General features: G+C 43.1%; 11 protein-coding genes. 5 read left to right on the top strand and 6 right to left on the bottom strand.

All coding sequences use genetic code 11. The features are described from left to right. Positions 1-45: 45 nt before the first annotated feature. Positions 46-963 (bottom strand): DMT family transporter, encoded by a 918-nt coding sequence (locus FTT92_RS13450; protein ID WP_180172357.1) that lies wholly within the window; start codon positions 961-963, stop codon positions 46-48. A 939-nt stretch (positions 964-1902) separates the two neighbouring features. Here FTT92_RS13450 and FTT92_RS13445 point away from each other — a divergent pair. The 5 genes from FTT92_RS13445 (at position 1903) to FTT92_RS13425 (ending at position 7129) form a co-directional block, all read left to right on the top strand. Further along, complete coding sequence (locus tag FTT92_RS13445) at positions 1903-3030, top strand: Re/Si-specific NAD(P)(+) transhydrogenase subunit alpha (protein WP_180024569.1); 1128 nt, start codon at positions 1903-1905, stop codon at positions 3028-3030. An 11-nt stretch (positions 3031-3041) separates the two neighbouring features. Continuing rightward, a complete protein-coding gene (locus tag FTT92_RS13440; RefSeq protein WP_078191287.1) occupies positions 3042-3362 on the top strand; it encodes a proton-translocating transhydrogenase family protein in 321 nt (106 codons plus the stop codon). Positions 3363-3365: 3 nt separating this feature from the next. Then, the gene (locus FTT92_RS13435) at positions 3366-4820 is read left to right on the top strand and encodes an NAD(P)(+) transhydrogenase (Re/Si-specific) subunit beta (RefSeq protein ID WP_078191286.1); all 1455 of its coding nucleotides are present in this window, start codon (positions 3366-3368) and stop codon (positions 4818-4820) included. 346 nt (positions 4821-5166) lie between these two features. Beyond that, positions 5167-6498 carry an ammonium transporter gene (locus FTT92_RS13430; RefSeq protein WP_180172356.1) on the top strand — a complete coding sequence of 444 codons (1332 nt, stop codon included), beginning with the start codon at positions 5167-5169 and terminating at the stop codon, positions 6496-6498. 13 nt (positions 6499-6511) lie between these two features. Further along, positions 6512-7129 carry a hypothetical protein gene (locus tag FTT92_RS13425; RefSeq protein ID WP_180172355.1) on the top strand — a complete coding sequence of 206 codons (618 nt, stop codon included), beginning with the start codon at positions 6512-6514 and terminating at the stop codon, positions 7127-7129. Positions 7130-7222: 93 nt separating this feature from the next. Here the strand turns inward: FTT92_RS13425 and rsfS are convergent, their stop codons facing one another. The 5 genes from rsfS to FTT92_RS13400 form a co-directional block, all read right to left on the bottom strand. Further along, positions 7223-7624 carry a ribosome silencing factor gene (rsfS, locus tag FTT92_RS13420; protein WP_078191283.1) on the bottom strand — a complete coding sequence of 134 codons (402 nt, stop codon included), beginning with the start codon at positions 7622-7624 and terminating at the stop codon, positions 7223-7225. Positions 7625-7697: 73 nt separating this feature from the next. Further along, positions 7698-8495: a hydroxypyruvate isomerase family protein gene (locus tag FTT92_RS13415; RefSeq protein WP_078191282.1), complete on the bottom strand. Its 798-nt coding sequence runs from the start codon at positions 8493-8495 to the stop codon at positions 7698-7700. A gap of 42 nt (positions 8496-8537) precedes the next feature. Beyond that, on the bottom strand, positions 8538-9407 hold the full coding sequence (locus FTT92_RS13410) for an NAD(P)-dependent oxidoreductase (RefSeq protein ID WP_180172354.1): 870 nt from the start codon (positions 9405-9407) through the stop codon (positions 8538-8540). Between the two features lie 32 nt (positions 9408-9439). Then, complete coding sequence (locus FTT92_RS13405; RefSeq protein ID WP_180009005.1) at positions 9440-10228, bottom strand: crotonase/enoyl-CoA hydratase family protein; 789 nt, start codon at positions 10226-10228, stop codon at positions 9440-9442. 111 nt (positions 10229-10339) lie between these two features. Further along, positions 10340-13147: an ATP-binding protein gene (locus tag FTT92_RS13400; RefSeq protein ID WP_180172353.1), complete on the bottom strand. Its 2808-nt coding sequence runs from the start codon at positions 13145-13147 to the stop codon at positions 10340-10342. Between the last annotated feature and the right edge of the window lie 25 nt (positions 13148-13172).

Here is a 13172-nt window from a genome sequence, read left to right as displayed (position 1 = left end):
ACAGGTCTTAAAGTGTTTCTCTGTGAATAGTATACAAGTAGGGGTTTAGGATTTCTTACTGAGACTGATCATCAAGACACCCAGCATATTCAGACCGCAACCGACCCATTGCCATAGGTTTAAATGTTCATTCAACAACGCGACAGCCAGTAAAATCGTTAAAATGGGCCCGATAGAGGCAATCATAGCCGATTGTGCAGCCCCAAGTCGGACGATACTTTGCATCATCAAAATGGTTGGAAGCACAGTAACCAATAGTCCGAGCGCTAAACCATACAGCCAGACTTGACTCGGGAGTTGTTGGAGCAAGGCAATGGGCTGTGGTGTTGCAAATAGAAAATGAATAATCGTCCCAACGCAGGCAATGCTCAGGGCTAGACCGGTAAAGTGTAAAGAACCAAACTTTTGCATGAGGCCTGGCGTGAGTAATAAGTAAATTGCAAATAGCACGGCACTGGCAAAAACCAAACTACATCCGAGCCAAAAGTACTGATCATGTGGTGTGGCATTTTGTTCTTGTAGCATCACTAAAACTGTCCCGCCATAACTTAAAATCAGGGCAAGAATTGTTTTAAAACTTAGTGGCTTTTTGAATAAAACAGCGGAAGCCAGCACGGTTAATGTGGGATATAGGAAAAGTATAATTCGTTCAAGCGAAGCACTGATATACATCAAGCCACGGAAGTCGAGCCAGCTCGAAAAGTAATAGCCGATTAATCCTGAAATGAGTAAGAGCACCCAATCTTTTCGTTGAATCGTTTGATAAGAACGTCGACTCAGCCATGTAATGACCAAGAAAAACGGCAATGCACTCATCATGCGTAAGGCCATGAGGACAGTGGCATCGACAAGAGGAGAAAGTGCATAGGCTTGCTTAATAAAAATTGCTTTGGTACTAAACAAGAAGGCAGCAATCAGCGCAAAAATTGCACCGATCAAGTGCGGACTAAGGTTTCTTGACATAAGTTAAGGTGTGCCTCATGACGACTGAACGAATTCGACAGCATTGTTCCGACAAGTTTGAACTGTCATTTTGATTATAAAAAATGCATCGTGTGAGTAAAAATGCAAAAAAAGAATAGGACTTATTCCTTTATGCATAAGGGATTGCTAGATCAAACATGAAAAACAGTGGAAGAAATGACCAATTTGGTTTTGAATTTTTTAATCTCAACATGACTCGGCAGGTCAAATATATCAGGCTGAAACATTTAAGGTGAAAATTGCACATAAATGGTGCAATAGTGTTTTTTTGGGATAGAAAGTCAGTAGCGATATCATGATGCTAAATATTCAAAAAATTATTTTTTTAGCTAAAAAAGGCAATTCTAAGTTAAGGCGAAGCATCAGGTGGGGAGAGCAAGATCTCAATAAACCCGAAATGTGCGCAAAAATCCATCGGATATTCAAGCTGACCGATTTGACGAGACTGTGGCAGAAAAAAGTCAGTTTTCAATGCAGGTCAGCACGTCAAAACTGTCAAATGAGTCAACGAGCTGATGCAGTCTGAATGAAATAGCGGCTTTACCTGACTTAAGTCGATTTTTCACGACACGTTCAGGTCATTAGTTGTCGAATGAAAATGTCACAATGATCAACGCACTGAAACAATCTGCACTAAAACCAGCGAAATTATTTATGTTTTTGGTCTTAAGTAATATTAAAAAGTTATAAATAGGATAAAAATGAGTAATAAATCGACAAATAAAACTGAATAAATGAAATATCGCACTATTCTTTTCATGAATCATGAGTTCAAAATATGGGTATTTATTAAATAAATATTGGGTAGTATTTTAAAAAAGTTCAATTAGAATCCAAAAATTGTACAAAAACACATCCTGAGGGGAGACATCGCGGATTGCGATGTTTACTTAAGAAAAATTAGCTTGAGGAACGCTCATGCAGATCGGAATTCCAGCCGAAACTGTTGTCGGTGAAAATCGCGTCGCTGCGACGCCTGAAACAGTAAAGAAGTTGATCAGCGCTGGTCATAGCGTCGTTATTGAACGTGGAGCAGGGGTAAACGCTGCTTACATCGATAGTGCCTATGAACAAGTTGGTGCCAAAATTACGGATGATGCCTATACCGGTAGTCAAATGATTTTGAAAGTTCGTGCGCCTAAAGGTGACGAAATTCAAAAACTCACAGCGGGTACCACCGTTGTGGGGATGTTTGACCCTTACCGCAACACCGAACTTGACCAATTTGCGTCACAAAACGTGTCTGCATTTGCATTGGAACTTTTGCCACGGACCTTATCTCGTGCGCAAAACATGGACGTACTTTCATCTCAAGCCAACCTTTCAGGTTATAAATCTGTGCTTTTGGCTGCGGCAGAATATCAACGTATGTTCCCAATGTTGATGACAGCAGCAGGTACAGTGAAACCTGCACGTGTTGTGATCATGGGCGTAGGTGTTGCAGGCTTACAAGCTATTGCAACAGCAAAACGTTTAGGTGCCGTAGTTGAAGCAACTGACTTACGTCCTACAGCACGTGACCAAGTTGAATCTTTGGGTGGTAAATGGTTAGACGTACCAATGTCACCAGAAGAGCAACAAAAAGCAGCTGATGCTGCGAAAAATGGTTATGGCTGGATGCCGGGTGAAGACTACATTCGCGACCAAGCGATTATTGTTGATAAAGCCGTATCGAATGCTGACATCGTGATTACGACTGCATTATTGCCGGGTCGTGACGCACCACGTTTAATCAAAGCAGAAACTATTGCCAAAATGAAACCGGGCTCAATCATTCTAGATATGGCGGTTGAAACTGGCGGGAACGTTGAAGGTTCTGTCTGCGGCGAAAATGTTGTGACTGCAAATGGCGTGAAAATTCTCGGTATTCCAAATATTCCTTCAACAGTTTCGACTGAAGCGTCGGCACTATACGCACGTAACGTTTTGAATTTCATTGAAACCCTGTTTGATAGCGAAAAGAACTTCGCAATTAACCCTGAAGAAGAAATTCAAAAAGCACTACTTGTCACTCATGGCGGCCAAGTGCTGCTGAAACGTGGTTAAGGAGAATCATCATGGTTGAAACGATTACTATTTTTGTCTTGGCAATCTTTGTTGGTTACTACGTGGTTTGGGGGGTAACACCTGCACTACATACACCATTAATGGCTGTAACCAATGCTTTGTCATCGATCATTATCGTTGGTGCGATGATTCAAACCGTTGGTATCCCAGGTATTGTGGATGCAAGCGTACAGTTCCAAAGCATTAACGTGGTGAGTATTTTAGGTGCGATTGCCGTTTTCCTTGCAAGTATCAACATTTTTGGTGGCTTTGCGGTGACTGCACGTATGCTTGAAATGTTCAAACCTAAGCAAAAGAAAAAAGAGGGTTAATCCATGGAATTCATTAAAGAATATGCGGATTGGTTCTACCTGATTGGTGCCGTTCTTTTTATCTTAACGTTGCGTGGTTTGTCTGGTCCAAAAACTGCGATTCAAGGTAACCGTTATGGCATGATCGCAATGGCAATTGCTGTAATCACCACATTCTTTGTCGCAGATCATCCAGTGATTTGGATGATTGTGGGTGCAATGGTGTTGGGTGCGGTCGTTGGTATTGCACGTGCAAAAACAGTTCCGATGACGCAAATGCCTGAAACTGTGGCACTGATGCACTCATTGGTCGGTTTGGCTGCGGTACTGATTGCGATCGCTGCGATTCTACATAACAACCAATTGACTGCGGCATTCGCGGAGAATGAAGCGGTATTAACAGCAGCGGGTGTAGAACATGCCCACATGAGCAAAGTTCATTTATTTGAATTGTTTGTAGGCTGTTTCGTTGGTGCGATTACATTCACAGCGTCGGTATTTGCTTACGGTAAATTGGCTGCGAAGAAATGGGCAAAAACCATTTCAGGTGGATGGGTAAAACCTGTTCAAGCCTTAATTTTCCTTGCGATGTTGGCGTGTGGTATCTACTTCTTTACCACAGGCAACATGAACGCATTCTGGGCAATGACTGTTCTTGCACTTGCATTTGGTTGGGTATGGATTGCGCCAGTAGGCGGTGGTGATATGCCAGTGGTGGTATCGTTACTGAACTCATTCTCAGGCTGGGCTGCAGCAGGGATTGGTTTCACGCTTGAAAACAACATGCTGATTGTTGCAGGTTCACTGGTTGGTTCATCGGGTGCAATTCTGTCTTACATCATGTGTAAAGCCATGAACCGTTCAATCATCAACGTTTTGTTTGGTGGTGCAATGGGTGGTACAGCAGTAGCGGCGGCGGATAATGGTGAAAAAGCACAGCGTAATCACCGTTCAGGTTCTGCAGACGATGCTGGTTTCTTAATGTCAAATGCGGACAGCGTGGTGATCGTACCGGGTTATGGTATGGCGCAAGGTCGTGCACAAAATGCCGTGAAAGAATTGTGTGAAATCCTAAAAGAGCAAGGTGTAAAAGTTCGTTTTGCGATTCACCCTGTGGCAGGTCGTATGCCGGGCCACATGAACGTACTTTTAGCTGAAGCTGATGTTGCATATGAAGACATTCTTGAAATGGACGAGATCAACTCAGACTTCCCAGCAACAGATGTAGTACTGGTGATTGGTGCGAATGACGTTGTCAACCCAGCGGCAAAAGACGATCCAAGTTCTCCAATTTACGGTATGCCAATCCTTGAAGCGCATAAAGCACGTACCATTATGGTGATCAAACGCTCTATGGCTACAGGCTACGCAGGTCTAGACAATGACTTGTTCTATAATGATAAAACGATGATGATCTTCGGTGATGCGAAGAAAGTTGTGGAAGATATGACAAAAGCCATTAATGGCGGCGGTCATTAATCCATGCTCCCAAAGTCCCGCTGTGATAAAGCGGGATTGAGGAAGATTTAAACCACCTTCGGGTGGTTTTTTGTTTTCTTCGCTTTTATTTTCTTCGCTTTTGATTAATTGATGCTTCACACTAAAAGTGCACAAATATTTAGCGCATCAGGTGCTTGAATCAAATTGATGCGTGTTTTGAAACAAAGGTGCAGATTGATGCGCTGTTTTATTTCATTAAATTCAATCTCAGTGATTCAAAATATTGTCGCGAACTTATTTTGTGACGCAATGCATTGAAAAATAATTAATTGTCTGAAATTTGGTATTCTTTTTGCACAGCATGGTTATTCTTGGGGGAATAATCATGAAAAAAACATACTTGATGGCACTGTTTCTGAGTGTCCTGACATCGACTGCATGGGCAGTTGACCCGCAAATCGCCAGTAATATTCAAAACATTCGTATTTCACTCGACAGTATTTGGGTGGTACTGGGTGGTATCTTGGTGTTCTTTATGCAAGCCGGATTTGCCATGATCGAAAGTGGTTCAGTTCGCAGTAAAAATACCGTGAACGTACTCATGAAAAACTACATGGATGCCTGCTTGGGTGGTCTGGTGTTTTGGCTGGTGGGTTTTGGTCTGATGTTTGGGGTTAATACCACGGGCTGGTTTGGCTTAAGTCATTTTGCACCCGATCAACTGGATGATTGGCACTGGAACCTCCTATTTTTCCAAATGATGTTTGCTGCAACGGCAACCACTATTGCCAGTGGTGCGATGGCAGAGCGGATTCATTTTGTCGCTTATGTGGTGAGTGCGGCCGTTGTATCCGGTTTGATTTATCCTGTCTTTGGTAGTTGGGCATGGGGCAGTTTATTTGGCGGAGACGGTTGGTTAACAGCACTCGGGTTTATCGATTTTGCAGGTTCGACCGTGGTGCATTCGATGGGTGGCTGGGTGGCCTTAGCGGGCATTATCGTATTGGGTCCACGTTTGGGACGATTTGGACGCAATGGGCAAAGCCATTATTTACCGGGGCATAACTTACCATTAGTGGCATTAGGTGGTTTTATTTTATGGTTAGCATGGTTTGGTTTTAATGCAGGCTCGACCATTAATGCCAATGTCAGCGTAGGACGTATTGCTTTAAATACGCATCTTGCTGCGTGTGCGGCAGCGGTTGCATATATGTTGCTCTGCCTCATCCGATCTAAAGCCATTTTGATTCGCAGTACGATCAATGCCTCACTGGGTGGTTTAGTTGCCATTACGGCAGGCTGTGCAACGATGTCTCCACTCTATGCGGTCATCACCGGTTTATGTGCAGGTGTCATGGTGACCTTCCTGCCAATGCTCATGGAAAAAATGAAACTGGATGATGTGGTGGATGCGGTGACGGTACATGGTTTCTGTGGCGCATGGGGAACATTGGCGGCAGGGATCTTCCTTGAAAATAATATGTTTAATGGCGATGTCATCGCGATACAAGGGCTTGGGGTGATTGCAGCCTTTTTATGGGGCTTTAGCGTTGCGTTCATTGTATTTAAGGTCTTGGACAAATTGTTGGGTGGCTTACGGGTGAGTAAGCAACATGAACAACGGGGTTTGGACTATACCGAACATGCTGAATTGTCTTATCCCGAGTTTCAAAAAGATGTGACTTTTGAAACGGATGATATGACCAAGCGTCATTAACAGGAGTAAAGCAATGAGCACCGAACTGTTGAATTTGGCACAACGCCGCGAAGCTTTAGAAAAAGGCTTACAACAATTTATTCATGGGACGTTACTCGACAGTGCGCTACGGCACTGGGAGCAGCAGTACAGCATGAAACCGTCATTTGTCTTGAATCGCTTCTTAAATGATATCTGTACCACAGAGGAGCTTCGCTTTTATCGTAAAGATATGCTGAAGCAAGTCTTGTATGAGTTATCTACCTTAGAAAAGCAGGAACTGTTAAGGGTTGAAAAATCGCAGGAGCAGGAGCAAGAAGACGAGCTCATTGCAGAAACGATTAGCGAAGCTTTTTTAGGCTTTATCGAGTCAGTCATGCTGACGGTGAAGTCTAAAGATCAAGCTGATTTCATCCAAGATGTGATTGAGCAATTAGAAGAAATTGGGCTGGCAATTGCAGCAAATGCACAAATTAATACGGCGAGTTTTGTCGAGTTTTTGCCCTTGACCAGTTATGCCAAAGTTTTAACAAGCATTTATGAAGTGTATTGTGACTTTTATGGACCGATGCGTGCGGACCAAGTTTATGCACAAACCAAGCTGAAAATTAAAGCCAACTATCCTGAGGTGGATTTACACCAACTGCTTTAGTGTAGGGGGGTAAAACACCATGAAGCTGATTGTCCGTGTATGAAATCAAGGGATAAAAAAAGCGACCTATTTAGGTCGCTTTTTTCTGGAAGCTTAAGCTACAGTTTCTGGAGCTGTACGCCATAAGCTTTCTAGATCATAGAATTTACGTGCTGTAGGTAACATCACATGTACCACTACAAAACCGAGATCAATCAGGATCCATTCTGCATCACGTTCACCTTCAACGCCAATCGGGCGGAATCCAGCTTTACGTGCTTCTTCTGCCACGTTGTCTGCAAGAGACTTAATGTGACGAGTTGAAGTACCGCTCGCAATAACAATCGCATCTGCTACGTTGCTGATAGTGCTGATATCAAGTTCAATAATATCTTTGGCTTTTACATCTTCAAGTGCTTCACGTACAACAGCTAAGCACGCTTGTACGTCTTTGATTTGCGTTGATTTTGCGAGATCGAGAGAATTAGAAGCGCTGGGCGATGGTTCTAAATTCATAGAGGGTATGATTTCCTTACAATTATACATGATCTAATATAGCGGTTTTGTTGCTGAATTTCAAATCAACACGTCATTGACCATTGGCTAAATGAGGGAAGTATTTGTCTTTCCACGCAAAAGAATGTGATGAGTTGCTTCGTGGTCGGTATTCAGCCGCGATGTAACCTGTATATTGGCTTTGATCTAACCATTTAAAAATCTCTGCAAATGGAATCTGCGCTGAGTCAGGTTCATGTCGCCCCGGACAGTCAGCAAACTGTATGTGACCGATATCCTGAATATTTTCTGCCAAAGTACTGAGAATATCTTCACCCATCATCGCCATGTGGTAGCAGTCATATTGCATCTTCAAAGTAGAGTGTTGTACAGCTTCAAGCATTTCCTGAGCTTGGGCAATATTTTGGACCAAAAAGCGCGGCATATCAGTGCCATTAATCATTTCAAATACCGGTTGAATATGATGTTCAGACAACATGTGGCACGCCAGTTTGAGGTTGCTCGACAAGGTATTTAAACATGGGAGCAGGTCAGCATCTTGTGGCTGTTTGCCGGCTAAAATATTGACACTTGGTACATTTAACGCAGTGGCATAGCGAATGCATTGTTCTAAGGCTTGATGAAATTGATTTTCACGCCCCGGAACTCCCGCAAGACCATCACCGCCTTGCATCAAATCACCCGCAGGGACATTGATTAAACACAGGCTTAAATCATTGATGGTGAGTTGGGTTTGGATCTGCTCAATACTCAGCTCATACGGAAACTGAATTTCTACATGCTTAAAACCATGTTCACGAGCCAAAGCAAAACGCTCTAACAACGGCACTTCGGTAAAAATCATGGATAAATTAACAGCGAGCTGAGTCATGCATATCGTCCTTGAAGCAATTTACTTCTAAAGTGAGGGTCGTTAGTTTTTTTCGACATGTTGAATGATGGTGGCTAAATCTTTTTCTGCAAAACCATTGTCCTGATGGGCTTTAAGTTGCGATAAAGCTAGGCTGGCAACAGGTATGCTTAATTCAAACTCGGCGGCCAGTTGGACTGCATTATTCAGGTCTTTAGATAAAGTTTGAACTTTCCATTGCACGGGTTCGAACTGATGCGTTGCCATACGTGGGGTTAAAATCTGAAAAGGTTTTGAGTCTGCAAATCCACCGGCAAGTGCTGGTGCTAATAACGTGGTGTCTACACCTGATTTCTCGGCCAATGCAACGGCTTCTGCAATTAACGTGCTATTGGCCGCGACGATCAGCTGATTACAAATTTTGGTGGCTTGACCTGTACCTGAGTCGCCCATGCGAGTAACACGTTGAGATAAAACATTGTAAATCAGACTCAAATCTTGAATCGTTTGAGCATCACCACCGGCAAAGATGACCAAGGTGCCTTGTTCAGCACCTGCTGTGCCCCCCGAAACAGGCGAGTCAATCCAAGTGACTTGTTTCAACTTTGCAGCATGAGCCAATTGATGGGTTTGATTCACAGAAAGACTTGAGAAATCGACAATAATTTGTCCTGCCGCTAAATGATTTTCGATGCTTGCATACACCGCGGCAACAGCAGCATCATCTGCGAGACAAGATAAAACCACAGGATAATGGGCAATATTCTCCAATTGAAGCGCCGTCGCGCCAATCGCAATCAACTCATCACACGCAGCAGCAGTTCTGTTCCACACCGCAACTTCAAATCCTGCCTGAATGAGACGCGTGGCCATACGGCTACCCATCAGCCCTATACCTAGAAATGCAATTTTTGTATTACGATCAAACGCCATGTGCTGTACTCAATCTATCCTGTGTGACTATTTTACTTATATTGGCGTGGTAAAAACTGAACCTCTGGGTTCTTGTCTTTTTTACGTGCCAATTGGCTGTTTTTGCCGAGCAGTAATTTTAATTGCCAGATTTTTTCTAAGCGTAAAGATCGTTTTGGACTATGTTCCATGGCATCTAGCACTTGTTTTGCCGCTGCCAAGGCATCTGGTGAACGTTGTGATAATTCTTCGGCTAACTGCTGTGCCTGAAGCAAGGGCTGTTCATTTAAATGTGTCACTAAGCCAATTTCCTTGGCATATTCTGCGTCAAAAATACGTGCTGTTAAGGTTAATTCTTTGGCTAAATCTAGTCCTATCACACCTTTGAGTGAGCGAGTTAAGCCCATATCAGGAACTAAGCCCCAACGACTTTCCATAATCGACATTTGCGTTTTCGGGTGGGCAATACGGATATCGGCAGCCAAGGCAAGTTGCATGCCTGCTCCAAAACAAAAGCCTTCAAGTGCGGCAATCACCGGCACAGGGAGTTGTTGCCAAATCAGAAAGGCTTTTTGAAATAAACTTTGACCGGGTTTTAATAGTTCCCATGCGGCGTAGGCACGATTTTTCGGATCATTTAGGTCAGCCAAATCAATGCCAGCACTAAATACATTGGCTTCACCCGTTAAAATGACACAGCGTAAGCTACGATCTTTTTTTAATTTTTCAGCGGTGCTGACCAATTCTTTGAGCAATGCAAAGCTCATTGCATTACGTTTTTCTGGACGGTTTAAGTAAACCGTTGCAATGCCATTATTTTTTTCTACACGTAATAAAGCCATGGTAATTACTCTTGTTGTTTCTGCGCCCGAGCATAGCATGCACCCTGACAGGATACATGACAGTGCAGTCACAACAGAAGCTGGACGGCACTGACTTTAGTCGGACTGCGCTTAATTATTTTGTTTGGCTAAGATTTGTTGAGCTGCGTGTTCAACTTGCCCCATGACATTTTTTAACTCATCAAAACGGTTCAGGGTTTCTTGAACAAAAGCATCATCCGCTTTACGGCGTTCCTTACGTAAGGTCGATACAAATTGCTCAAATTGACCTGAAACCTCTTGGAGGGTCGGAGCGCCCACATAGCGGGTTGCGCCATAAAGCCGATGTAGCACATGCTCTAATTGTGGAAAATCTTCATCTTCGATGAGCTGTGCCATTTCATGGATTTCTTGTTCAAAGCTATCGACGAGCATTTTCAGTAAATCGACCGCAAGGTCTTCTTTATTCGCGGCCAACTGCAAGCTTTGCTGCCAATCTAAAATACTTGGCTCTAGGGCTTCAATCACCGAACTTCGCTCTAAAACGGGCACTTTCTTAAAGTTATCGGTAGTCCATTGGGTCAAGATTTGAATAATTTGATCCATTTGAATAGGCTTGGTGACATAGTCATCCATACCGCTTTGTAGGAGCTTTTGCTTTTCATCAGAGAGCGCATGTGCCGTCAAAGCGATAATTGGAAGGCGCTTATGATTTTCAAAAGTCGACTCAAGAGAACGAATGGCACGCGTGGTATCGACACCTGACATCACAGGCATTTGAATATCCATAAAGATGAGGTCAAAAGCCCCCAACCCTTGCTGTTGGCGAGCTTGAATGATTTCAATGGCTTCTTGTCCACTCAAAGCCTTGGTGGTTTTCACATTTAACTCAGAGAGCAGGGCTTCAAGCACAATCAGGTTTGGCAAATGGTCGTCGACAGCCAAAATGTGCAGACCTTGACCATTAAATTCTTCATGCTGCTCTTGATCAAACCAAGGCTCATTACTCAATAACTGAATCAGCGCTGTACGGCTGAGTGGTTGATGCAATGGGCGAGCACGGTACTCGTTCAACATGCTTGGATCGAGCATCATTTGGTAGCCATAAACAGCTAAGTTACCGCTATACCGATGACGAATTTCTTTGAGTAAAGCTTCGGAGTCACCACTATGGTCAACAATTAACCAAGTATTTTCATTGGTTTGCAACTGATTGAGTCGGCTAAATAAATCTAGGATCGACTGCGTTTCAATATGTTTAACATCATAATTTTCTAAGTAATGACGCAGGACATTGGCGGTTGCTGGATGTGCTAAGTAGGAAACGACTTGTAGATTGCTAAATTGTGGATGCACAATTTCAATTTCTTCATCGACCACAAAGCGCGCAGTAAACCAGAAGGTTGAACCTTTTTCCGTTGGGGCACGTTCTTGGTTATCTTCAAAACCAATTTGTCCATGCATCAGGCTGACCAATTGTTTGGAGATGGCAAGACCTAAACCTGTACCACCAAATTGACGGGTAACAGATGCATCACCTTGCGAGAAGGATTCAAACAGTTTCTTACGGTCGGTACCGCTTAGGCCGATACCACTGTCTTGCACACTAAAGTGCAGCAGACATTGACCGATGTCATCATGCTCCATACGGACACGGACAATAATTTCACCATCTGGAGTGAATTTAATTGCATTTGAAATTAAGTTGGTCAAAATTTGCTTGAAGCGTAGGACATCACCAACCACAAATTTCGGCACATTGTCCGCATAGTAGAAGGTCATATCGATGTGTTTTTGTGCTGCCAATGGCGACAACATATCCATCACATCAAAGACGGCTTCTTCTAAGTCGAATTGCGCAGTTTCGAGTTCTAGTTTGCCTGCATCGATTTTCGAGAAATCAAGCACGTCATTAATTAAAGCCAATAAATGCGCAGAAGATTTACGAATCGTTTGTAGATATAAATTTTGTTCATTACTGAGGTTGCCTTGGCGCAGTAAAAGATGAATAAAGCCATCAATACTGTTCAGCGGTGTGCGCAGTTCATGGGAAATATTGGCCAAAAACACTGATTTTGATTGGTTGGCTTGAATTGCTTGGTCACGTGCTTGACGGTAGGTAATATTTTGTACTTCTAAAGTATCAAGCGTGCGTCTTAAGTCATCTTCCGTTTGTTCGGTATGTTCACGTAGCTCTAAGAAACTGAAATGTAAGCGTTTAACCACATTGGCTATATCACGCTGTAATAACCGGAGTTCTCCAGTACTGTTAATGATCATGTGCTGATCTAGAGTGTCGGCATTTAAACGTTGTAACTGCATGCGAATTTCGTACATTGGTGCGATCCAACGACGTGAATAAAAATTCAAACACAGCAAAAGTAATAAGAGTGTCAATAAACCTGTTGCAATCAACACAATTAACACGCGATAGCGGGCAATTTGCAGCGGTTGATTGTCCAGTTCAATGCTTAACCATGCTGGGGTCTGAGTTGAATCTGAAATTTTCAGGGCATAAATATGGTTACCCTGATGTGCAATCGGTCCAATAAAAGATGCTTTACTGTCAAAAGCAGGCCAAATATCTTGATCTTGAAAGCCGATGCTCAGGCGGTTGTTGCCTTTAAGATCTAAAATCGCGGCACGAATCAAATGTTTTTCGTTCAACATGCTTTGCATGGCATTACGAGCTTGATCAAACTGCCAAGGGTAATGATTCAGCAAATCAATCGCAGATTCTGACGTGGGTTGATAGCGTGTCAGAATCGCGACAGCCATTTGTTTTTGTTGTGCTTTGGCTGCATTGGAGGTTTCTGTTATTACCAACATCGCACCGACACAAGCCAAAATGGTGATCGGCACGAAAATAAGTGCAATCAACTGACCATAGGCATGATTTAAGTGTAGGCGTTTAAAAAGCTTTTTGTTGATATTTGACATGGTTTAAGCAGTTTATTCCTTATGC

Origin of the sequence: Acinetobacter sp. YH12023, assembly GCF_013420135.1 — a bacterium.
Lineage (GTDB): Bacteria > Pseudomonadota > Gammaproteobacteria > Pseudomonadales > Moraxellaceae > Acinetobacter > Acinetobacter amyesii.
The sequence above is the reverse complement of the archived record's forward strand: the minus strand, read 5'-3'. Positions and strand labels throughout refer to the sequence as shown.

Excerpts from the sequence above, each read along its gene's own strand:
- FTT92_RS13450 (WP_180172357.1), bottom strand. The coding sequence starts at position 963 with ATGTCAAGAAACCTTAGTCCGCACTTGATCGGTGCAATTTTTGCGCTG.
- FTT92_RS13445 (WP_180024569.1), top strand. The coding sequence starts at position 1,903 with ATGCAGATCGGAATTCCAGCCGAAACTGTTGTCGGTGAAAATCGCGTC.
- FTT92_RS13440 (WP_078191287.1), top strand. The coding sequence starts at position 3,042 with ATGGTTGAAACGATTACTATTTTTGTCTTGGCAATCTTTGTTGGTTAC.
- FTT92_RS13435 (WP_078191286.1), top strand. The coding sequence starts at position 3,366 with ATGGAATTCATTAAAGAATATGCGGATTGGTTCTACCTGATTGGTGCC.
- FTT92_RS13430 (WP_180172356.1), top strand. The coding sequence starts at position 5,167 with ATGAAAAAAACATACTTGATGGCACTGTTTCTGAGTGTCCTGACATCG.
- FTT92_RS13425 (WP_180172355.1), top strand. The coding sequence starts at position 6,512 with ATGAGCACCGAACTGTTGAATTTGGCACAACGCCGCGAAGCTTTAGAA.
- rsfS (WP_078191283.1), bottom strand. The coding sequence starts at position 7,624 with ATGAATTTAGAACCATCGCCCAGCGCTTCTAATTCTCTCGATCTCGCA.
- FTT92_RS13415 (WP_078191282.1), bottom strand. The coding sequence starts at position 8,495 with ATGACTCAGCTCGCTGTTAATTTATCCATGATTTTTACCGAAGTGCCG.
- FTT92_RS13410 (WP_180172354.1), bottom strand. The coding sequence starts at position 9,407 with ATGGCGTTTGATCGTAATACAAAAATTGCATTTCTAGGTATAGGGCTG.
- FTT92_RS13405 (WP_180009005.1), bottom strand. The coding sequence starts at position 10,228 with ATGGCTTTATTACGTGTAGAAAAAAATAATGGCATTGCAACGGTTTAC.
- FTT92_RS13400 (WP_180172353.1), bottom strand. The coding sequence starts at position 13,147 with ATGTCAAATATCAACAAAAAGCTTTTTAAACGCCTACACTTAAATCAT.